This window comes from Pseudonocardia sp. DR1-2, from assembly GCF_023717215.1.
Classification (GTDB): Bacteria; Actinomycetota; Actinomycetes; order Mycobacteriales; family Pseudonocardiaceae; genus Pseudonocardia; species Pseudonocardia alni.
Map to the genome: position 1 here is coordinate 833,030 of NZ_JAMQOF010000002.1, position 21,318 is coordinate 854,347.

The 21,318-nt window shown below is 71.5% G+C and carries 20 protein-coding genes and 1 tRNA gene; 12 read left to right on the plus strand and 9 right to left on the minus strand.

Going from position 1 to position 21,318, the window contains the following annotated elements; genetic code table 11:
* Nucleotides 1–15 precede the first annotated feature (15 nt).
* Both cysS and rlmB read left to right on the plus strand, forming a co-directional pair.
* A complete protein-coding gene (gene cysS / locus ND486_RS08865; protein ID WP_100878902.1) occupies nt 16–1,407 on the plus strand; it encodes a cysteine--tRNA ligase in 1,392 nt (463 codons plus the stop codon).
* A gap of 14 nt (nt 1,408–1,421) precedes the next feature.
* Entirely contained in the window at nt 1,422–2,396 is a 975-nt protein-coding gene (gene rlmB, locus ND486_RS08870; protein ID WP_062398410.1) for a 23S rRNA (guanosine(2251)-2'-O)-methyltransferase RlmB, read from the plus strand.
* Nucleotides 2,397–2,474: 78 nt separating this feature from the next.
* Here rlmB and ND486_RS08875 read toward each other — a convergent pair whose 3' ends face one another.
* The 3 genes from ND486_RS08875 to ND486_RS08885 are packed head-to-tail and all read right to left on the minus strand — an operon-like array spanning nt 2,475 to nt 5,180.
* A complete protein-coding gene (locus ND486_RS08875; RefSeq protein WP_178375804.1) occupies nt 2,475–3,320 on the minus strand; it encodes a metal ABC transporter permease in 846 nt (281 codons plus the stop codon).
* Nucleotides 3,321–3,328: 8 nt separating this feature from the next.
* Entirely contained in the window at nt 3,329–4,165 is an 837-nt protein-coding gene (locus tag ND486_RS08880) for a metal ABC transporter ATP-binding protein (RefSeq protein WP_251783623.1), read from the minus strand.
* A 1-nt stretch (nt 4,166) separates the two neighbouring features.
* Nucleotides 4,167–5,180 carry a metal ABC transporter solute-binding protein, Zn/Mn family gene (locus ND486_RS08885; RefSeq protein WP_251783625.1) on the minus strand — a complete coding sequence of 338 codons (1,014 nt, stop codon included), beginning with the start codon at nt 5,178–5,180 and terminating at the stop codon, nt 4,167–4,169.
* Nucleotides 5,181–5,343: 163 nt separating this feature from the next.
* Between ND486_RS08885 and ND486_RS08890 the strand changes: the two genes are divergently transcribed.
* The 3 genes from ND486_RS08890 (at nt 5,344) to ND486_RS08900 (ending at nt 8,722) form a co-directional block, all read left to right on the plus strand.
* Entirely contained in the window at nt 5,344–6,447 is a 1,104-nt protein-coding gene (locus tag ND486_RS08890) for a LacI family DNA-binding transcriptional regulator (protein ID WP_251783626.1), read from the plus strand.
* On the plus strand, nt 6,441–7,283 hold the full coding sequence (locus ND486_RS08895; protein ID WP_251783628.1) for an MOSC domain-containing protein: 843 nt from the start codon (nt 6,441–6,443) through the stop codon (nt 7,281–7,283). The genes ND486_RS08890 and ND486_RS08895 overlap by 7 nt, the downstream gene beginning before the upstream one ends.
* Nucleotides 7,284–7,771: 488 nt before the next feature.
* Nucleotides 7,772–8,722 carry a transglycosylase domain-containing protein gene (locus tag ND486_RS08900; RefSeq protein WP_251783630.1) on the plus strand — a complete coding sequence of 317 codons (951 nt, stop codon included), beginning with the start codon at nt 7,772–7,774 and terminating at the stop codon, nt 8,720–8,722.
* A gap of 26 nt (nt 8,723–8,748) precedes the next feature.
* Here ND486_RS08900 and otsB read toward each other — a convergent pair whose 3' ends face one another.
* From otsB to ND486_RS08915, 3 genes are read right to left on the minus strand one after another with little or no spacing between them, the layout of a single operon-like run.
* Nucleotides 8,749–9,513, minus strand: a complete 765-nt coding sequence (otsB, locus tag ND486_RS08905) for a trehalose-phosphatase (RefSeq protein ID WP_251783632.1) — start codon at nt 9,511–9,513, stop codon at nt 8,749–8,751.
* Nucleotides 9,510–10,928, minus strand: coding sequence for a trehalose-6-phosphate synthase (locus tag ND486_RS08910; protein ID WP_208822997.1), 1,419 nt, complete (start codon nt 10,926–10,928; stop codon nt 9,510–9,512). Before ND486_RS08910 ends, otsB begins: the two co-directional genes overlap by 4 nt.
* 33 nt (nt 10,929–10,961) lie before the next feature.
* Nucleotides 10,962–12,434, minus strand: a complete 1,473-nt coding sequence (locus ND486_RS08915; protein ID WP_251783634.1) for a threonine/serine exporter ThrE family protein — start codon at nt 12,432–12,434, stop codon at nt 10,962–10,964.
* 153 nt (nt 12,435–12,587) lie between these two features.
* On the opposite strand from ND486_RS08915, the gene ND486_RS08920 reads away from it, so the two are divergent.
* From ND486_RS08920 to ND486_RS08930, 3 genes are all read left to right on the plus strand, one after another.
* Nucleotides 12,588–12,662 (plus strand) — tRNA-Thr (locus tag ND486_RS08920).
* A 90-nt stretch (nt 12,663–12,752) separates the two neighbouring features.
* Nucleotides 12,753–14,549: a tyrosine-type recombinase/integrase gene (locus ND486_RS08925; RefSeq protein WP_251783636.1), complete on the plus strand. Its 1,797-nt coding sequence runs from the start codon at nt 12,753–12,755 to the stop codon at nt 14,547–14,549.
* Between the two features lie 23 nt (nt 14,550–14,572).
* The gene (locus tag ND486_RS08930) at nt 14,573–15,484 is read left to right on the plus strand and encodes an aminoglycoside phosphotransferase family protein (protein ID WP_251783638.1); all 912 of its coding nucleotides are present in this window, start codon (nt 14,573–14,575) and stop codon (nt 15,482–15,484) included.
* A 66-nt stretch (nt 15,485–15,550) separates the two neighbouring features.
* On the opposite strand, the gene ND486_RS08935 is transcribed toward ND486_RS08930, so the two are convergent.
* The 3 genes from ND486_RS08935 to ND486_RS08945 all read right to left on the minus strand — a co-directional run bounded on the left by ND486_RS08935 (nt 15,551) and on the right by ND486_RS08945 (nt 19,968).
* Complete coding sequence (locus ND486_RS08935) at nt 15,551–17,902, minus strand: ATP-binding protein (protein ID WP_251783639.1); 2,352 nt, start codon at nt 17,900–17,902, stop codon at nt 15,551–15,553.
* Between the two features lie 168 nt (nt 17,903–18,070).
* Entirely contained in the window at nt 18,071–19,456 is a 1,386-nt protein-coding gene (locus tag ND486_RS08940; protein WP_251783641.1) for a hypothetical protein, read from the minus strand.
* A gap of 149 nt (nt 19,457–19,605) precedes the next feature.
* Entirely contained in the window at nt 19,606–19,968 is a 363-nt protein-coding gene (locus ND486_RS08945; protein ID WP_251783643.1) for a winged helix-turn-helix domain-containing protein, read from the minus strand.
* Nucleotides 19,969–20,109: 141 nt separating this feature from the next.
* On the opposite strand from ND486_RS08945, the gene ND486_RS08950 reads away from it, so the two are divergent.
* Genes ND486_RS08950 through ND486_RS08965 form a run of 4 tightly spaced genes read left to right on the plus strand, consistent with a single transcriptional unit; the run spans nt 20,110 to nt 21,243 of the window.
* Nucleotides 20,110–20,334, plus strand: a complete 225-nt coding sequence (locus tag ND486_RS08950; protein WP_251783645.1) for a helix-turn-helix domain-containing protein — start codon at nt 20,110–20,112, stop codon at nt 20,332–20,334.
* Nucleotides 20,334–20,573, plus strand: coding sequence for a hypothetical protein (locus ND486_RS08955; protein WP_251783647.1), 240 nt, complete (start codon nt 20,334–20,336; stop codon nt 20,571–20,573). The genes ND486_RS08950 and ND486_RS08955 overlap by 1 nt, the downstream gene beginning before the upstream one ends.
* On the plus strand, nt 20,570–20,860 hold the full coding sequence (locus ND486_RS08960) for a hypothetical protein (protein WP_251783649.1): 291 nt from the start codon (nt 20,570–20,572) through the stop codon (nt 20,858–20,860). Before ND486_RS08955 ends, ND486_RS08960 begins: the two co-directional genes overlap by 4 nt.
* Nucleotides 20,857–21,243, plus strand: coding sequence for a hypothetical protein (locus ND486_RS08965; RefSeq protein ID WP_251783651.1), 387 nt, complete (start codon nt 20,857–20,859; stop codon nt 21,241–21,243). The genes ND486_RS08960 and ND486_RS08965 overlap by 4 nt, the downstream gene beginning before the upstream one ends.
* The last annotated feature ends 75 nt before the right edge of the window (nt 21,244–21,318 follow it).

Here is a 21,318-nt window from a genome sequence, read left to right on the forward strand (position 1 = left end):
CCGTACCCTGGTGACGTGAGCCTCAGACTTCTCGACTCAGCGACCAGGGAGCAGCGTGCGTTCACGCCGCTGCGGGCCGGAGCAGTGTCGATGTACGTCTGTGGGGCGACGGTGCAGGGTCTGCCGCACATCGGCCACGTCCGCTCGGGTCTGAACTACGACGTGCTGCGCCGCTGGCTGGCCCGGTCCGGGTACGACGTCACGCTGGTCCGCAACGTCACCGACATCGACGACAAGATCCTGCGCAAGGCCCAGGCCGCGGGCCGTCCGTGGTGGGAGTGGGCGGCCACGCACGAGCGGGCCTTCACCGCCGCGTACGACGCGCTGGGCTGCCTGCCGCCGTCGGTGGAGCCCCGGGCGACCGGGCACATCACGCAGATGGTCGAGCTGATCGAGCGGCTGATCGAGCGCGGTCACGCCTACGCCGCGGGCGGCGACGTGTACTTCGCCGTGCGCACCCTGCCCGACTACGGCGCGCTGTCCGGCCAGCGCGTCGACGACGTCCACCAGGGCGAGGGCGAGGGCGGCGCCAAGCGCGACGCACTGGACTTCACGCTGTGGAAGGCCGCCAAGCCCGGCGAGCCGAGCTGGCCCACCCCCTGGGGGAACGGCCGTCCCGGCTGGCACCTGGAGTGCTCGGCGATGGCGACCGCCTACCTCGGCCCGGAGTTCGACATCCACGGCGGCGGCCTGGACCTGGTGTTCCCGCACCACGAGAACGAGCGCGCCCAGAGCCACGCGGCCGGGGACGGGTTCGCCCGGTTCTGGCTGCACAACGCCTGGGTGACCATGGGCGGGGAGAAGATGTCGAAGTCGCTGGGGAACACCCTGGCGATCGAGAACCTGCTCGAGCGGGTCCGCCCGGCCGAGCTGCGCTACTACCTGGTCGGCCCGCACTACCGGTCGGCGATCGAGTACTCCGACGCCGCGCTGGACGAGGCCGTCGCCGCGTACCGGCGGATCGAGTCGTTCGTGCACCGGGTGCGCGAGCGGCACGGCCTGCCCGAGGTCGCGGCGGAGCTGCCCGGCGCGTTCACCGCCGCACTCGACGACGACCTGGGCACCCCGCTCGCGCTCGGCACCGTGCACACCCTGGTGCGCGAGGGCAACACCGCCCTCGACGCCGGGGACGTCACCGGCGCACTGCGGGCCGCGTCCGCGGTCCGTGCGACGACCGAGGTGCTCGGCCTGGACCCGCTGGCAGCCGGCGGCGTGGCCGAGGAGTCGGGCGACGCCGCCCGGCAGGCACTGGGCACCCTGGTGGAGACGATGCTCGAGCGCCGCCGGGCCGCGCGCGCCGAGCGCGACTTCGCCACCGCGGACCGGCTCCGCGACGAGCTGCTCGCCGCCGGGATCGCCGTCGAGGACGGCGCCGACGGCTCCACCTGGACTCTCAAAGACAACTAGGACTCGTAGAACTCATGGCAGGCAATTCCAAGCGCCGCGGTGCGATCCGTAAGGAAGGCACCAAGAAGGGCATGGTCGTCGGATCCGGCGGTCAGCCCCGGCGCGCACTGAAGGGCAAGGGCCCGACCCCGCCCGGCGAGATGCGACCCGGCCACCCGAAGGCGAGGGCGGCCGCGCGCCGCGCCGCCCAGGACCAGCAGCAGCGCCGACGCCCGGTCGCGGGCCGTCGCGGTGACGGGGAGACCCCGGAGACCGTGCTCGGCCGCAACCCGGTCGTCGAGTGCCTGCGGGCCGGCGTCCCGGCGACGGCGCTGCAGGTGGCCACCGGCATGTCCGCCGACGACCGCGTCACCGAGGCCGTCGCGCTGGCTGCGGAGCGGGGCATCTCCATCCTGGAGGTGCCGCGCAACGACCTCGACCGGATCAGCGGGGGAGCGCTGCACCAGGGCCTCGCCCTGCAGGTGCCGCCGTACGCCTACGCCCACCCGGACGAGGTGCTCGAGGCCGCGTCGCACTCCGGGCGCCCGGCACTGGCCGTCGCCCTGGACGGGGTGACCGACCCGCGCAACCTGGGTGCGGTCGTCCGGTCGGTGGGGGCGTTCGGCGGGCACGGCGTCGTCGTGCCGCAGCGGCGCGCCGCGGGCATGACCGCGGTGGCCTGGCGGACCTCGGCGGGCACCGCGGCCCGGGTCCCGGTCGCGCGCGCGACGAACCTGACCCGCACCCTGCAGGAGTACGCCTCCGCCGGGCTGATGGTCGCCGGTCTGGCCGCCGACGGCGACGTCTCCCTCGACGACTTCGACCTGGCCTCCGGGCCGCTGGTGATCGTCACCGGTTCGGAGGGCAAGGGTCTGTCCCGGCTGGTCCGGGAGACCTGCGACGTGACCGTCTCGATCCCCCTGGCCGGCCGCGTGGAGTCCCTGAACGCCTCGGTCGCCACCGGCGTCGTTCTGGCCGAGGTGGCCCGCCGCCGTCGCGTCGGCCGCTGAGCGAACCCCCCTCCCTGCACGAACGGGCCCCTCGTACGAACCTTCGTACGAGGGGCCCGTTCGTGCGACCGGGGGAGGTCAGGCGCGGACCGGTCCGCGGCCGCGGAGGCGACCCACCAGCCGGCACAGCAGGTAGGCGACGAACCCGATGGTCGCCACGTAGGCCGAGATCGGCAGCCCCGGCGCCAGCGACAGGATCGTCCCGCCGACCAGCGCGACCTCCGCGATGACGATCGCGAGGACGGTCGCCAGCAGCGGGTTCGCGGTGACCCGGTTCGCCGCGGCGCCGGGCACGATCAGCACCGACAGCACCAGGATCGCCCCGACGATCGGCACGGCCAGTGCCGTCACCAGGCCGATCAGCACGCCGAACACCAGGGTCAGCGCGCGGACGGGCACGCCGCGCGCCAGCGCGACGTCGGGGTCGGTGCTGGCGAACAGCAGCGGCCGGTAGAGCAGCGCCAGGGTCGCGAGCACGACGACGGCGACGACCCCCAGCACCCACAGGTTCTGCTGGTCGACCGACACGATGGAGCCGGTCAGCAGACCGAACCGGTTGGAGGAGCGGCCGTCGTAGAGGGCCAGGAACAGCACGCCCAGGCCGAGCCCGAACGCCATCACCACGCCGATCGCCGAGTCCCGCTCGCGTTGGCGCAGGCCCAGCACACCGAAGATCACTGCGGCGACGACGGCGCCCACCACCGCCCCCACCCCGACGGCGACGCCGAGCAGCAGCCCGGCCGCGGCCCCGGTGAAGGCCAGCTCGGCGGTGCCGTGCACGGCGAAGGCCATCCCGCGGCTGACGATCAGCGGGGCGAGCAGCCCGGCGACCAGCCCGAGCACCGCGCAGGCGATGAGCGCGTTGCGGACGAACGGGTAGCCCAGCAGCGTGCCGGTGCCGGACAGGTCGAGGATCCGGGCCAGGAACTCGGTCACGCGCCACCCCCGACCGCGACGCCGTGCTCGGCGTGCTCGTCCCGGGTGACCGGGGAGTCCTCGGCCCCGACGACGACCAGCCGGTCGCGGACCCGCAGCACGTCGACGTCGGTGCGGTAGAGCCGCGACAGCGTCTCCGAGGTCATGACCTCGTCGGTGGTGCCGATCGAGAACCGGCCGTCGACGAGGTAGAGGACCCGGTCCACCAGCGGCAGCACCGGGTTGATCTCGTGGGTCACGAACAGCACCGCGGTGCCCGCGGCGCGGCGGCGCTCGTCGATCAGCCGGGTCACGATCCGCTGGTGGGACAGGTCCAGGCTGAGCAGGGGCTCGTCGCACAGCAGCACCGCCGGGTCCCCGACGAGTGCCTGCGCGACCCGCAGCCGCTGCTGCTCGCCGCCGGACAGCCGCCCGACGGGGGCGTCGGCGTACCCGGTGCCGCCGACCTGGGCCAGCGCGCGGTCGACGCGCTCGCGCCGCTCGCGTCGCCGGCCCAGGCCGAGACCGAAGCGGTGCCCGTCGAGCCCGAGGCCGACGAGGTCGCGCCCGCGCAGCGGCAGGTCCGGGTCGAGCGGCTGCTGCTGCGGGACGTAGCCGATCTCGGGGCTGCCGCGCCGAGGGGTGTGCCCGCCGACGGTCACGGTGCCGTCGGAGAGCGGGAGCAGCCCCAGCAGGACGCGCATCAGCGTCGTCTTGCCGGAGCCGTTCGGGCCGAGGACGGCGACGAACTCGCCGGGTGCGACGTCCAGGTCGAGGCCGGACCACAGGGTCCGGTCCCCGAACCGGAGGCCCGCCCCGCGCAGCGACAGCGCGGACTGGTGCGAGGAACCCATGTCAGCGGTTCAGCGCCGCGGAGAGCTCGTCCAGGTTGGCGTTCATCCACTGCACCCAGTCGGTGGTGCCCGCGGGCAGCGTCTCCGACATCTGGACCACCGGGACGCCTGCCTTCTGGGCGGCGTCCCGGACCTGGTCGGTGGTCGGCGAGGTCGTCTGGCTGTTGAGGATCAGCGCGTCGACCGGCGGCTGCGCGGTGAACAGCCCCAGCATCTGCGCGACGACGGCGGCCGGCGGGTCGGTGCCCTCCTCGACGGCCGAGGAGAACTCCTGCGGGGTCGCGTTCGCGATCCCGGCGGCCTGCAGCAGGTAGGCGGGCACCGGCTCGGTGACGGCGACCCGGGCCCCCGGGTGCGCGCGGCCGATCTCGGTGGCCTTCGACGTCAGCTGGGCGACGCCGCCCTCGAGGGTCTGGGCGTTGGTGCGGAAGTACTCCGCGGCGCTCGGGTCGATGCGGCCGAGCTGGTCGGCGAGCTGCTCGGCGACGCGGCCGACCGCGGCCGGGTTGTACCAGACGTGCTCGTTGAACGAGCCGTGCTCGTGCTCGTGGTCCGCCTCGCCCGCGGGCTCGGGGGTGGCCCCGGCGGCGTGGTCGTGGCCGTGGTCGTCGGCGGCGGCCTCCTGGGCACCCTCGATGCCGGAGACCTCGACGGCGTCCACCAGCGGGGCCTTGTTGCCGGACGCGGCGACGAGGTCGGTCATGAACGCGTCGTAGCCGCCGCCGTTCATGATCAGCAGCTGGGCCTCGCCGACGGTCGCCGCGTTCTGCGGGGTCGGCTCGTAGCCGTGCGGGTCGACGTCGGGGGAGCTGATGACCGACTCGACCCTGGCGTAGTTGCCGCCCACGGCGCGGGCGACCGCGCCCCAGGCGTCGGTGGAGGCGACGATCTTCACCTGCGGGGTGTCGGCGCTGGTGGGGGCGTCGACCTGGCCGGAGCCGCAGGCGGTCAGACCCAGGGCGAGTGCGGCCAGCCCGGCCACGAGCGCGGCCGGGCGGAGCGGGGATCGGGACACGGACGGAACTCCCATCAACATATCGGCATAGATTTATTGGAAATCGTTCTCAGATTCACTCTACCGCTGTACGGGGAGCCCGGAACGCGCGCGGCGTGTGATCCCGTCGTGGCCGGTCGGGGCGGACTTTCACGTGCGTGACCGCGCCGCTACCGTTCGGGGAATGACCGGCCCCCAGCACCCGCGGCGCCCGGCGACGCTCGCGTCGCTGGCCGCCGAGCTCGGGGTCTCCCGGACGACCGTGTCGAACGCCTACAACCGCCCCGACCAGCTGTCCGCGCCGCTGCGCGAGCGCGTCCTGGAGGCGGCCCGGCGGCTCGGCTACCCGGGCCCGGACCCGGTCGCCCGCTCGCTGCGCACCCGGCGTGCCGGAGCGGTGGGCCTGCTGCTGACCGAGGCGCTCAGCTACGCCTTCCGCGACCCGGGCGCCACCGGCTTCCTGGAGGGGCTCGCGCTGGCCTGCGAGAAGGCGGGCACCGGCCTGCTGCTGATCCCGGTCAGCCCCGAGCACTCCGACGTCGACTCCGTCTACCAGGCCGGGGTCGACGGCTTTGTCGTCTACTCGGTCAGCGAGGACGACCCGCACTTCCGGGCCGTCCTGCAGCGCCCGGTGCCGACGGTCGTCTGCGACCAGCCCACCGGAATCACCGGGGTGGACCGCGTCGGCGTCGACGACCGCGCCGGGACCCTCGCGCTCGGGCGGCACCTCGTCGAGCTCGGCCACCGCCGCGTCGGTGTGCTCTGCATGCGCCTGTCCTCGCACCGGCACGACGGCAGGGCCGACGTCGCCCGGCAGGAGGGCAGCTCCTACGCCGTGCAGCGCGAGCGCCTCGCCGGGCTGCGCGCGGCGCTCGCCGAGGCCGGTGTCGACTGGGCCGACGTCCCGGTCATCGAGCGGTTCGAGCACTCCCTCGACGCCGGCGCGGACGGCGCCGCCACCCTGCTGGACTCCCATCCCGGGATCACCGCGCTGGTGTGCACCTCCGACATCCTCGCCCTCGGCGCGCTGCGCGAGGCCCGCGACCGCGGCCTGCGGGTGCCCGAGGACCTCTCGGTCGCCGGGTTCGACGGCGTGCCCGACGCCGAGCGCGTCGGCCTGACCACGGTCCGCCAGCCGTTCCGGGAGAAGGGCCTCGAGGCCGGACGGCTGCTGCTCGAACGCGGCGACCGCCATGTCCCCGAGCACGTCACGCTCCCGACCGAGCTGATCGTCGGTACGACCACCCGCGGGCTGCGCCAGTCCGGGGAGTTCTTCTCCGGATGGTGAGCCTGACGGGGCTGCGCCGCTACCCGGTCAAGTCCTGCCGGGGCGCGGACGTCGCCCGCGCCGTCGTCGAACGGGCCGGTCTCGCCGGGGACCGGCGCTGGATGCTGGTCCGCGACGACGGCGCCGTGGTCACCGCGCGCACCCACCCGCGGCTCGTGCTCGTCGCGCCCACCCCCGCCGCCGACGGGCTCCGCCTGACCGGACCGGGGCTGCCGCCGCTCACGGTCCCCGTGCCCGACGGCGAGCCGGTGCCGGCCCGCGTGCACCGCTGGGACACCGCGGGCGTCCCGGTCGGCCCGGCGGCCGACGCCTGGTTCTCCGAGCTGCTCGGCGACCCGGTGCGGCTGATCCACCTCGACGACCCGGCCCGGCGCCGTCCCGACCCCGGCTTCTCCCACGACGACGACCGCGTCTCCTACGCCGACGGATACCCGCTGCTGCTCGCCTCCACGGCCTCGCTGCACGCGCTGGACGCGCTGGTCGCCGACGGCCCGAACGCGGCCGAGGCCCCGCTGCCGATGACCCGGTTCCGCCCGAACGCCGTCGTCGACGGCGCACCGGCCTGGGCCGAGGACGGCTGGCGGCGCATCCGGATCGGCGCCGCGGAGTTCCGGGTGGCCAAGGGCTGCGCCCGCTGCGTGCTCACCACCGTCGACCCGGACACGGCCGTCAAGGGCCGCGAGCCGATGGCGACCCTGGCCCGGCACCGGCGGTTCGACGGCAAGGTGTGGTTCGGGGTCAACCTGATCCCGGACGACCCGGGCGCCGAGATCGCCGTCGGCGACGAGGTCGAGGTGCTCGACGCCGTCGACCCGGCCTGCGGCCCGCCGCGCTGACCCGGACCGGCCACGGTTCCTCCCGCCCCGTCGGTATCGTCGGGTTCGGGTCGCCCGTCCGGGTGGCCGGACCGGGCGAGGGGGAGGTTGCGCTGAACGACGAGCGCGACCCACGTCGCCGTCCGCCACCACCGCCCCCGGGCCCCGCCGGGCGGCGCCCCCCGATGCCGCCTCCCGCGTCGCGTCCCGGGGCCGGGCCGCCACGTGTCGTGCCGCCCCCGCCTCCCGGACGTCCGCCGGCGGGCGGGCGGCCGGCCCGCGCCGTGCCACCCCCGCCGGCCCCGCGGCCCTCCGCGCCGCCCGACCGCCCCGACGGCCTGCGTCGGGCCCCGCGCCCCGCTCCGTCCGACTCCCCGGACGCCCGGCGCCCGATCCCGCGCCCCGTGGCGTCCGACCGCCCGGACGTGCTCCACCCGGCCCAGCGGCCACTGCCCACGCGTCGCGGCGCCCGCCGGACCGGCCCGCCCCCGCGCCGAGGTGCGGGCGCGGTGCCCCGCCCGGAGTCCGGGCCCGCCCCGCGCCGCCCGATCGGGCCGCAGGTCGCGGCCCTGCGGGACCGGCTGCGCCGGCTGCGGCCGCAGCGGCCCCCGGGGACCCCGCCGCCGTCGACCCGGGCCCGGCTGCGCAGGCTGCTGCGCTGGGCCCTGGTCGCCCAGGCCGTCCCGCTGGTCCTGGTGCTGCTGTTCACCCTGGTCAACCCGCCGTACACGATGTTCCGGCTGTGGAACTTCGGGCCGACCGTCGCGCAGTGGACCGACGCCGAGCACGTGTCGCGCAACTTCCTGATCGTGGTGATGGGGCAGGAGGACCAGCAGTTCCCGGAGCGCACCCTCGCCGTCGACTACGGGATGCAGTGGGCGCGTGTGCAGGCGTACATGGACGGCACCGACGACCCGTCCGGGTCGACCATCACCCAGCAGACGTCGAAGAACCTGTTCCTGTGGGCCGGGCGCTACCCGCCGCTGGAACCGGTGCGCAAGGCGCTGGAGATCCCGCCGGCGGAGACGATGGAGCTCGTCATGTCCAAGCGCCGGATCCTGGAGATCTACGTCAACGTCGCGCAGTTCGCGCCGCGCGTCTACGGCGTCTGCGCCGCCTCCTGGTACTACTTCGGCAAGTCCAGCCGCTCGCTCAGCGTGGACGAGTCCGCCCAGCTCATCGGACTGCTGCCGTCCCCGCTGCACGTCGAACGCGCCCCCGGCGGCGGCATGCGCTTCCTCGGCGACGCCAACGGCAACGGCGTCGCCGACCCCGGCGAACGCGGCTGGATCAGCGCGAAGGGCTACTGGCACGCCCGCGAGCGCGCCCCGCGCTGGTACACCCAGATGGGCGGGCTCGCCGCCACCGAGGGCCTCGGGATCCCCGGCAACGCCTCCGACCTGCCCGCCGCCGACGACCCGTGCCGCGAGCCCCCGGCCGCGCTGGCCGACCTCGACTGAGCTGCCGCGACCCGGTCAGGACCCGGTCAGGACCCGCAGCGCAGCGCGGCCAGCCGCTCCAGGACCCCGGCCATCTCCTGCGGGTCGGCGACCCGGAAGCGGGCAGCGGTGGCGCCGTCGCCGACCTTGATGCCGACGTCGCCGCCGCCCAGCACCCGGAACGCGGTCTCGTCGGTGACGTCGTCCCCGGCGAACAGCACCGCGTCCGCGTGCAGGGCCGACCGCAGCGCCTCCACCGCGGAGCCCTTGGTGGTCTCGACGACGGCCAGGTCCAGCACGTCCTTGCCCGCGACGGCGTCGACCCCGTCACCGGCCCACTCGGCGTGGACCCGCTCCAGCAGCGCCGCCCCGGCGGCCGGGTCCATGCCGCGCACGTGCACCGCTCCGCCCGCGGGCTTGGTCTCCAGCCGCGCCCCGGGGGTCCCGTCGACCAGGGTGCGCAGGCCGTCGAGCAGCGCGGTCCGCCGGCGCTCCTGCTCAGGCGTCAGCAGGCCGCCGCGCCCGAGCAGGGCGGCGAGCCCGTCGTCGTACTCGGCGCCGTGGCTGCCCACCAGCCCGACCGGCGGGACGAACCCGGAGACGGTTGCGAGGTCGTCGCGGCCCCGGCCGGACAGCATCACGACGGTCGTCGCGTCGTGCGCCGCGAGGCGCCGGACGGCGTCGGCCGAGGCGGGCAGCGGCCGCGAGGCCGACGGGTCGTCGACCAGCGGGGCCAGTACGCCGTCGAAGTCGAGGGCGACGAGCAGCCGCCCCACGCCGGCGAGCTGCTCCAGGGCGGCGTCGGGGCTCACTGTTCGACCCGGATGCCGAGCGCCTCCAGGAACCCGGTGGCCCAGCGGTCGACGTCGTGGTCGAGGACCTGGCGGCGCAGCGTGCGCATCCGCTTGCGCCCCTCCTCGGCGTTCATGGTCAGCGCCGCGTAGAGCGCCTCCTTGACGCCGTCGGTGTCGTGCGGGTTGACCAGCAGGGCGCTGGTCAGCTCGATCGCGGCACCGGCGAACTCGGAGAGCACGAGACAGCCGCCGTCGTCGGGGCGGCAGGCGACGTACTCCTTGGCGACGAGGTTCATGCCGTCGCGCAGCGGGGTCACGAGCATGACGTCGGCGGCGAGGAAGAACGCGGCGAGCTCCTCGCGCGGTAGCGACCGGTGCAGGTAGTGCACCGCCGGGTGCCCGACGCGGGCGAACTCGCCGTTGATCCGGCCGACGGCCTGCTCGATGTCGGCGCGCATCTGCTGGTAGTGCTCGACCCGCTCCCGCGACGGCGTCGCCAGCTGGATCATCACCGCGTCGTCGACGGACACCCGCTCCTCCTCGAGGAGCTCGTGGAACGCGCGGAGCCGGACGTCGATGCCCTTGGTGTAGTCGAGCCGGTCGACCCCCAGCACGATCTTCTCCGGGCTCCCGAGCTCCGTCCGGATCTCGGCGGCGCGCTTCTCGACCTCGGGGGTGCGGGCCAGCTCGTCGAGCCGGTGCGAGTCGATCGAAATCGGGAACGCGCCGAGCCGGATCCGCCGTCCGCCGTGGTGGAGCACCTCGGGGTCGCGGTCGGGGGAGGCCCCGGCGAGCTCCTGGGCGAGCCAGTGGAAGTTGCGGACGCCACCGTCGGTGTGGAAGCCGACGAGGTCCGCGCCGAGCAGGCCCTCCATGATCCGGGTCCGCCACGGGAGCTGGCGGAACAGCTCCACCGGCGGGAACGGGATGTGCAGGAAGAAGCCGATCCGCAGGTCCGGGCGCAGCTCGCGCAGCTTCCCCGGGACGAGCTGGAGCTGGTAGTCCTGCACCCAGACGGTCGCGCCCTGGGCGGCGACCTTCGCGACCTCCTCGGCGAAGCGCTGGTTCACCGCGGTGTAGGCGCGCCACCAGTGCCGGTGGAACTGCGGCGGCGCGACGACGTCGTGGTAGAGCGGCCAGAGCGTGCCGTTGGAGAAGCCCTCGTAGTAGTCGGTGACCTCCTGCGCGGTCAGCGTCACCGGGAACAGCGACAGGCCGTCCTCGGCGAAGGGCTCGACCTCGGCGTCGGGGACGCCGGGCCAGCCGACCCAGGCACCCTCCCGGGCCCGCAGGGTCGGCTCCAACGCCGTGACCAGGCCGCCCGGGCTGCGACGCCAGGTGGTGCTGCCGTCCGGATGCCGCTCCAGGTCCACGGGGAGCCTGTTGGCCACCACCACCAGATCCGCTGCGGTCACCGGTTCCCCTGTGGACACATGCCCTCCTCGACGCTCGCCCCGCGGCCGACCCTACTTCGGATCGGCCCCGTCGGCCGTGGCGTCCGACACCGGGGAACCGACGGCCGCGCCGCCGGTGGGCGAGTTCTCGGCTCCGCCCGGCCGGTCCTCCGGCCGGCGCCGGGGGCTGGCCACGAACTGCCCGAGGGCGACACCCGCCGCCAGCGCGAGCCCGACGGCCAGCGCGATCGTGATCGTCACGAGCCCTTCGGAGGGGCCCTCGATCGCCAGCTGGTAGAAGCCGCGGTAGGCGGCGAGACCGGGCAGCAGCGGGGTGACCCCGGCCAGCGTGACGACCATCGGCGGGGTCTGGGTGCCCCGGCGCAGCAGGCCCGCCGCCAGGCCGACGACGAGCGCCGCGGCCCCGGTCGCGGGCACCTGTCCGAGCCCGGCGTTCTGCGTGAGCAGGCCGTAGACCAGCCAGCTCGACGCGCCGACCGCACCCGCGATCGGCAGCGACCGTAGCGGCGCGTACCCGGCGAGCGCGTAGAACGCGGCCGCCAGCGCACCCGAGACCAGCGACAGCCCGAACTGGCCCGGCCCGGACGGCAGGTCCCCGGACACCTCGATCTGGGTGCCCATCGCGAGCCCCAGCTGCAGCCCGAGCACGACACCGGTCAGCAGCCCCGCCGACAGCAGCGAGATCTCGACCATGCGGGCGGCCGCGGTCAGGTAGTAGCCGGTCAGGGCGTCCTGCACGGTGGAGACCACGCTCAGCCCGGACAGCAGCACCGTGATGCCCGCCGCGACGACGTAGGACGCCCGGGTGCCCGGCGGGAACACCTCCAGCTGCACCAGCGCGACCGTCGAGGCGGTGACGAGGAAGCCGCCGACCACCTGCTGGAAGAACGCCGCGACCCCGCGCCGGGCCAGCAACCGGCCGATCCGGTCGATGATCGCGGTGGTGACGAACGCCGTCGTCGCCGTGAGCGGACCGCCACCGAGCAGCAGGGCGATCGACGCGGCCAGCGCGGCCCAGCCGAACGTCGCCACCCAGCGGGGGTAGGGGTGCGGGTGCCGCACGACCTCCGACACCTTCGACGACGCCGCCCGCACGTCGAGCCGGCCCGCCTCGACGTCGCGGATGATCTCCTCGGTCTCGGCCAGCCGGGACAGGTCGAGCGTGCGGTAGCGGACCAGCCGCATCGTCGTCACCGGCTGCGCGGCGTTGCCCCGGTGGCAGCACATGGTGATCGAGGTGAACGTGATGTCCACGTCGACGGCGGGCAGACCCGCCAGGTTGGCCAGCCGCAGCATCGTCGCCGTGACCTCGTCGACCGACTCGCCGGAGGACAGCTCGATCTCACCGATCCGCATGCAGAGGTCCAGGACCTCCTGCACACGGGCGTCGTCGGGGACCTGCGGGCCGAGCATGAGCATCGGCACCGTCGACGGACCCGGGGTGAGCAGCCGTTTCGCGTCACGCCGCAGCGCGCCGCGCAGTCGCCGTGCGAACCGGTCGGCCGTCGGCGTCTCCTCGGCCACGATCCCTCCATTCCGTCGTGCGGGTCCGGTGTCGCCCACCAGGCTAGGGGCGGGCCGCCGACCGGCGTCGGGGCGTCGGCCGACCTCACACCGTCCGACGGCCGGGCGGGGTGAGCGGTTGCGACGGAGGGGCGGGTTAGGCTGGGGACGCCCGCCGGTGTAGCTCAGTGGTAGAGCAACCGCCTTGTAAGCGGTAGGTCGTCGGTTCGATCCCGACCTCCGGCTCCACGCCTGACCAGCGGTTACTCCCGGACCGTCTCCGGTAGAACCGCTCGCATGACCCCTTTTGTGACCCACGTGAGCACCTACCGTGACCACATGGCCCCTCGTGACCAGCGCAGACGGAGCCCACGGGGCGCGATCGACGTCCTTCCCAGCGGCGCCCGCCGGGTGCGCGTGCACGCCGGGACCGATCCGGTCACGAAGAAGAAGCACCGGTTGGTCGAGGTCGTGCCAGCGGGGCCGGACGTCGAGGCCAGGGCCGAGGCGGTCCGCGCCCGGTTGGTCCAGGAGGTCGCGGAGCGCCGGAACCCACGCACTGCGGCGACGATTGAGCAGCTCCTCGACCGCTATCTCGAACAGTTCGACGGCGCCGCGAGCACCCGGATCCTTTACCGCGGCTACGTGCGCAACCACGTCGTGCCTCTGCTGGGGACGGTCAAGGTGGCGCAGCTCGACCCCGAGACCCTGGACTCCTACTACGCCGAGCTCCGCCGGTGTCGGGACCACTGTGACGGGTCCCGCCGGACCGACCACCGGACGAGAGGTCCGCACGACTGCGACGCCCTGTGCGGACCGCACCGGTGCCGCCCGCTGTCCGCGTCGACGGTCCGGCACATCCACTTCATCCTGTCCGGCGCATTCCGCAAGGCTGTCCGCTGGCGCTGGATCGTCACCAGCCCGCTCAGCCAGGCAGAGCCGCCGCCCGCGTCGAAACCGAACCCGCAGCCGCCGAGCGTGGCGCAGGCCGCGGCGATCGTCACCGCGGCGTGGGAGGACCCGGACTGGGGCGCGCTGGTCTGGTCGGCGATGACGACCGGCGCCCGTCGCGGAGAGCTGTGCGCCGTCCGCTGGCCCGAGGTCGTGCTCGACGAGGGCCGGGAGACGATCTGGCTGCGCCGAGCGATCGTGAAGGGCGACGACGGCCGCCCCGTCGAGGGCGACCTCAAGACCCACCAGCAACGACGGATCGCACTCGACCCGGAGACCGCCGAGGTCCTGCGGGAGCACCGTCGGCGGTACGAACGCCGGGCCGAGTCGCTCGGTCTGACGCCGAACCCCGACGGGTTCGTCTTCGGCCGCTCACCGGACGGCACGGACTTCGTCCTGCCCGACAGCGTGACCCAGCGCTACGAGCGGCTGTCGAAGCGGCTTGGGATCAGGACGACGTTCCACAAGCTCCGGCACTACTCCGCGACCGAGCTGATCGTCGCGGGCGTCGACCTGCGGACGGTCGCCGGACGCCTCGGCCACGGCAGCGGCGGGGTGACGACGCTCCGGACGTACACGGCGTGGGTCTCCGAGGCCGACCAGCGGGCCGCCGTCGGGATCGGGGCCGGGATGCCGTCCCGGCCGGTCGAGGGCGAGCCGGTGGCCCGTGCGCCTCGCCATCCCTACGAGCTCGTCGCCGCCGCGGTCGCCCGACGGATCGAGGTCGGAGCGCTGGTCACCGGCGAACCGATCCCGACGGCCGAGGCGCTCGCGGCCGACCACGGAGTGTCGCTGTCGACCGCGCGCCGGGCGGTGGGTGTGCTGCGCGCGACCGGAGTGATCGCCGACGGCCCCGGGCGGCCGCGTGTGGCCGCCCGTGCCGCCTCTGTCAAGCCGCCGGACCCGGCGCCTGCGCCGGCGGCGGCGCCCGCCGATTCGCCGGCGGGGCCGTCGTCGTACTGGACGCTCACCGTTCGCGGACCGGACGGGGTCCGCTACCCGCCGCGCGTCGTCGCGGGCAGCCTCGCCGACCTCGACGGCTTCCGCGCCCACCTGGTCGGCATCGCCAGGATCGAGGACGCCGACCACACCGACAGCGGCGAGTCCTGGATCGGGCGCTACGAGCTGGAGGTGGCGCCGGTCGACCCGACGTCCCCCGTCGCTCCGATGACGCTGCGGTGGTAGCGGCCCCTCCGTACGGTTGCGGGGTGGCCGGTGAACCCAGCTCCCCGACCTTCGGGCGTGAATCGACCCTCCCCGTTCTGCGTGAGGCCTGCCGCCGTGCCGGTCTTCCGGCCGACGGTGCCGAGCTGCTCCGCCTCGGCGAGAACGCGATCTACCGGCTCGCGGGTGCGCCCGTCGTGGTCCGGATCGCACGCTCCTCGCGCCGGTGGCCCGACGCGGTAAAGGAAGTCCGGATGTCGCGGTGGCTCGCGGAGCAGGGCGTCCGTGTGGTTCGGCTTGCGAGCGTCGACGAGCAGCCGTTCGACGTCGACGGGCACCCGGTGACGTTCTGGGAGTACATCGACGGTCGGCGGGGACGGCCGAGCGACGTCGGGGACCTCGCCCGCATCCTGCGGTCCATCCACGAGCTGCCCGTCGAACAGGCGCCCGAGCTGCCTGCGTTCGACCCGTTCGCTCGGGTCACCCACCGAATCGAGCAGTCGCCCATCCCAGAAGATGACCGAGCGTTCCTCGCTCAAACCCTCGACAAGGTTCGGGTACAGCTCCGGGAATTGGAATTCCCACTTGCCCTCACGGTAATGCATGGAGACGCGCATGTGCAGAACCTGATGGTCCGGGCTGACGGTCAGCCGCTCGTAATTGACCTGGAGAACATGGCAATAGGGCAGCCGGAATGGGATCTAAATGTGACTGCTACCGAACGTCAGGTCGCGGGCTTCTGGACCCGCCAGCAGTACTCGGAGTTCGTCGACGCCTATGGGTTCGATGTGACTCGTTGGTCGGGATTCGATACGCTCCTTCGAGTCCAGTCAATCAAAATGACGACTTGGCTGATGCAAAATATAAATGAGGGCTCGGAAGTTCGTAGCGAGTATGAGCGTAGAATGAGGACGATTCGAGGTCAACTCACTAGTGGCGAGTGGCGCCCGTTCTGATGGTGGAGCCGTAGCCGGGCTGGCGAGTCGAGTTCAACGTTCTTGACTGGTCTCCTCTCGGATGCTTCAAGAATTCCTTTGACTCTTCGACGTAGTCGGCCTGCCTGCCGCGCGCCCCCTTGGTTTTGACGTGTCGGCCGTTAAGGCTTCTTTGTCCAAAACTCCCTGGTCTTCCAGGCGCACAAGAACGGGTATGTGCCGAAGGCGCTCTAGGAAGAGCGGATAGTCGGGAACTCGTTCGAGTGGCTCGGAGCTGAGTCGGTAGTCTCGACGCAGAGCTGTCGTTCCGGCGCGAATAGTGTCTCCGGCAGTGCTGTTGTCGGTTGCTGCATCGATTCTACTCAGCATGACGGAAGCTCGATCTCGAATACATCCTGTTGGATAGTCGTCTGCGAATTCTTCGATAATCCGATTGACTCGGTGCTCTCGTCGACTGTCGTACTCTCTGTCGCGCGCGAGGCGAAGCTTCTCCGCGAGATGCCGAATGAGGGCTGCGAAGTTGGCATCAAGGACTCCGACAGAGGTACGTGCTTCTGGTTCGCTATCGTACTCGTTCAAGAGCGAGACTAGTTCTTTGGCGAACCCAACTTTGCCGATCTCGGTTTCGAATGCATCCAAGAAGCACTTTGCGACGGCGTCCCAGAGGGACGGATTGTCAGGAGTGATGGAACTTTGAATGAGCTCATTGGTGAGCGCTGCCGTCTCATCGCTGGTGGCTCCCAGCAACTTGACGGCATAGCGACGTGCCGCAGCTCCTGCCAGGTCGATTGGGACGAGGTCTTCGGGTTCTTCGATGGTGACGCCGTCGGCACCTTGTGCGTCGACCTTGTGTGCCCAGTCGCTAACCATGATGATCAAATCCTCAGGTACTGTCGGGCGGCCTCTATCGCCTCCCTTGAGGATAGCTCGTCTTGCAGACTTTCCGGCGGAGTCGCCATCTAGGAGCACGGCACAAGCTGGCTTGTACTGATCACGACCACGAGCGAGGTGGAGCATGTATGGAATATTGGCTCCGCCTGCGACCAGAGTCACCTGGTTAAGGTCTAGGCACTCGCTTGGCGGCTTGCCCTGTCGACGGAGACGAGAATTCATCCCAGAGATAAGCACCTGATCCGCAATGCCCTCGATAAAGAGATTGTCACCCCCGATGAAGGCCGTCTCGGCTACAAATGCTCCGAGGGAAGTGCGTAGAGGCTCGTAGTGGTTCTGTGTAGCGTCCTTGACGAGGCGAGTCCCCTCATCGCGCGCACCCTTGTCGACCACTCGAACCCGATATCCGGCATTTCGGTTAATTAAGAACGGTGAGTGGGTGACGTATACGATCTGGTCAGTGCGTTCAGAGTCCTCAGGGTTGGCATGATTCTCAAGTACGCGGAGTAGATCTTGCTGTCCGAGAGCAGACAAGTATGCGTCCGGTTCGTCCATCAATAGGACCTCAGGGCGATTCTGTGGCCTATCGTGGGACCTTAGCTGCACGTAGTAACTCAAGAAGAACGTGAGCCCACGGCTGCGCTCGCTGAACGAGTAATCCGTTCCTGTCCTGTCACGGATAGTGAATACGAGTTCGTGCTCGCGAGGTGACACGCGAAGCTGAAAGTCCTCGTCTTGACTCCACCACTTCGAGATGTTCAGGTGTCTCGCTATGGAGTCGTTCATCTCCTGGATTAGGGCGTTGACGAGCCCCTCGCGTTCGTTAGAGATGGCGTCCTGGAGATCTATAAAAGCGGATGAATCGATTCTCGCAACTTTCGTTAGCAGGAGGCGACCAAGCGCCTGCTGTTCTTCCTCGAAGTTGGCGCTTCCAGATATTGCTTTGAGCAGTTCGGGCGCCTTTGCTCCAATACCATCCGAGTCGACTACGTCCGACAGGAGTCGGAGGATATTGATCCTCTGTCGGCGGTTAGTGAATAGGGCTTCGGTTCCAGCTAGCGCGGCAATTGAAACCGAGTCCGGAAGGTCAACTTGAGTCTTGAGGTGGTAGGCGTAGGGCAGGAGCGCTTCCAGTCCGACTCGCTGAAATTCGGTCAGTCGCACTCGTTCTTCCGTCGAGTTCAGGACCTGGATTGTTCCGGGTTCGGGCCGGATCATGAGTAGCTCATTGTTAGACAGCAGAGGGATGTCGAGGTTTGCGATTGCTGCGGCGTCAGCTTCGGCAATTTCCAGCCGAGCGCCGATCTCGGGGTAAAGTCTTTGTCCTGTTTCAACTGAGAATAGATTCGAATATCGACAGAAGTCGCGCTGACTGTGTTCCTTTCCAGTCAGCGCTATGTTTATTGCATCGAGCAAGTGAGACTTTCCGGACTCATTGGCTCCGACTACTGCCGTAATATCGTCTTCAAGACGTACTCGAACATGAGGAAGCCATCCATCGCTCGTGTCCTGCCACCCCTTCTTCGTTGCATTGGGGTTGGCCTTCATTTCGTAGTCGTAGTTGAAAGACTTATACCATCGAAGAAAGATCTCACGAAGACGCATTTATTGGCACTCGATTCTATGAAGTAAGGTAGATCCGATTAATAGGCCCAGTGGCCTTAGTTTCCATCCAGTCAGGTGAGTCGATCCTTCTCCTCCTCAATTCTCCTCACTTCAAGTGAATCCTCGCCGGTTCGATCGTAGTAGTGAATCAGTGAAAGCGGCGAGCTTCACTACTCGCTGATCTCGTGGATGCGCCGAACTTGCCTGCCGCACGAAGTCGGTGACGTAGTGCTGGTAGCGAGTTGACTGCAGAGGCCCTGCAAGTTCTATCCCAGACAGGGCAATCGCAGCTGCCTCGTCAAGCGACCCTTCCTGCAGCGCCCCGGCCGCGGAGACCATGTTGATGAACGCCCGGGTCCGGGGCGGGGTCGCATCCGAGGCGACGGCCAGTCCGGCGAAGTAGCGGGTCTCCTCGCCGCGGCCGAGGTCGCGGAAGCAGTGGGCGGCCTCGCCCGCCAGCTCGGCGGGGTCGAAGTAGCCGATCCATGCCGGGTCGGCGTCGCCGCCCTGGTGCAGCGACGCTTCCGCCCGCCCGAGGGCGCGCTCGGCGCCGGGCCCGTCGGCGAGCGAGGCTAGGGCTCGCGCCTCCATCGCGTGCAGCATCGCGAGGGTGGCGGGGGCGGGAATGCCGGTGCTGGTGGTGATCGCCGCGCGGGAGAGCTGAACGGCGTCGCGGTAGCGGCCGAGGTAGTTGGCCTGGTGGCTGAGGTTGGCGAGGAGTCGCGCGCCGAGTAGGACGTCCCCGGCGTCGCGGGCGAGGCGCAGGCCGTAGGTGAGGTAGCGCTGCGCGGCGGCGTGGCGTCCGGCGTCGTAGGCGCTCCAGCCGAGCATCTGGGCGAGTTCCGAGGTTGCGGAGAGGATGTCCGCGCGGCCGGCTCCGCGGGGGAGCGAGCGGAGCAGTGGGAGGACCTGGCTGCGGAAATAGAACAGCAGTAGCTCGCGGGTGTGTCCGCCGCCGAGCTGGAAGTCCAGCTCCATGAGGCGGGCAGTGGTCAGTCGGATCGCCTCGGCGTCGACCGGGGCGTCGTCGGTGTCGGGTCGGCGGTACTCGCTGCGGTCGTCGAACAGGTAGCCGGTGATGATCGACGGGGTGGAGAAGCCGTCCCAGGCGTGCGGGCCGGGGACGAGGATGCCCGCGGTGTCGGCCGCGGCGACGGAGTCGAGACGGTCGGTCGCGGTGTCGGCGTCGTCGGGGTAGACGACCGGCTCGACGGGGAGCGTCGGGGCGTCGTCGCCGGTGACGACGGCGGTGAAGCCGAGTCCGTACGTGGTGATGGTGCGACCGAGCTTCTCCGACAGGCAGGTGGCGATCAGCACGGCCGTCTCGGCCTTGGGCTGCGTGCCGTCGAGCCAGCGCTTGACGGCGACGTGGTCGGCGGCGCTACGGACGCCGCGCCGCGCGGCGAGGTCACGGACCCGGCGGGCGAGCCCGTTGTTGGTCATCTCGGCTTCGGCCATCGCGCGACCGAGCGCGACGTTCGGCGTCGCCCCGCCCATCCGTACCACCGCCCGGAGGGGCTGCCTGCACCCCGTGTGCACCCCCTGTGCACGGATGCACCCCCTGAGCACACTGTAGGTAGGGGCACCGACATTGTTTGCTGATTCGCATGGAGAGCATCGCAGAAGCAAACAGGCGGTCCGGGGAGCTACGGCGGCGAGACCCGCCCTTCCAGCTCCGTCACCCGGGCTTCGAGCGCGGCGAGGGCGGTCGAGGTGCGGTCCTCCAGCTCCCGCAGTCGGACGGCGAGGTCGGAACGGTCAGCGCCGTCGGGGGTCTCGCCGGGTTCGGCTGTGACGTAGACGGCCTTGCCAGGCTGGCCCTGGACGACGCCTTCCTGTCTCAGCTCGCGGACCGCGGCGCGCACGACGGTCGTCGACACCTCGTAGGTGCGGGTGAGCTGCGAGGTCGAGGGCAGCTCGCTCCCGACGGGGTAAGAGCCGGCGCGGATCGCGCGGCGTAGCTCGTCGGCCACCTGCAGGTACTTCGGGCGCCCCGTGTGCTCGGTCATCGGCCTCCTCCGGTCGGGAGCCTACGCAGCCCGGTGACGGGCGCGTAGTCGCCACGCACGGCGGGAGCCACCTCAACGCAACCTTGTGCACCATATGCATATGGTGCACCATGTGTGTATGGATACGAACGGAGAGCAGAGATGACGACCACCGGAGCCCCGAGTGCGGGGCCGACCTTCTACGACGTCCAGGAGGTGGCCGCGATGCTGAAGATGTCGCGGATGACCGTCTACCGGGCGATCTCGACCGGGGAGCTGCGGGCGGTCCGCGTGCGGGGCCGCTGGCTGGTCCCGGCTCGGGTGATCGAGACGCTCGTCGAGAACGCCGTCGCCGGGGCGTCCGCCGACCTGCGGGGCGGTGCGTGATGGGCAGCGTCGGAGTCCTGATCCTCGTCGCACTGGTCGGGGCGTTCATCTGCGCCAAGGCCCGCTCGGCCGGTGGCGCGGTCGCGTTCGCCGCGCTGGCCCTGGTGCTGTTCATCGCCACCCCGGTCGGAGCGGGGGTCCCCGCGGCCGTCGGGACGTTCATGTCCGCGTTCGACCAGGCCGCGACCCCCGCGCTGAACGGGACGCAGCAGGCCGGGACATCCGGGAGCAAGTCGTGAGCGCGGCGGCCGAGTACCCGGTCGACCACGTGCTCGGCGACGACGTCGTCGACGTCGCGGACCTGGTGTGCCCGGGCTGCTGGTCCCCGGTCGTCGACGTCCCGCCGGCGGGCTGGCCCGCCCGGGCCGGGCACCTGCCCGAGTTCTCCCACGAGGACGGGTCGGTGCTGTGCCCGGACGGGGCCGGACGTGTCCCGGAGCCGGTTGAGGCGGGCGGACTGCGCTACGCGCTCACCGAGCAGGGCTCCGGCGCGTCGCTCGGCGTCGCCCGGGAGTGGTGGACGTGAGCACCCGGCCGGACACGGACTGCGGGGTCCGGGACCCGGTCGCGCAGCCCGACGACCTCGACCCGCGGCTGCTGTCCCCGACCGGACGCACGGAGCGGCTGCGCATCGTCGTCGAGCACTACAACCCGACCGCGGGTCGGTGCCCAGGGTGCGGGTGGCCGGTGCCGCGGCGCCAGGAGTGCCCGTCGCGACAGGTCGCGCTCGCGCTGCTGGAGAACCGGCCGTTGCCGGCGCGGCTGGCGCACCTGACCGACGTCGTGCCCGGCGCCCGGGCGGGTCGCGACAGCGCCGCGGACCGGGACCGGCGGCGCGACGAGCTGGACGCAATGCCGGGGCTGTTCGCCGCCCCGGCCCGGACCCCGGAGCACGGGGACACGCGATGACCGAGGCGAGCACACACCACGAGGGACGGCCCGGCGACGGGTTCTTGGCGGGACACAGCCGCCGGGCCGCTCTCA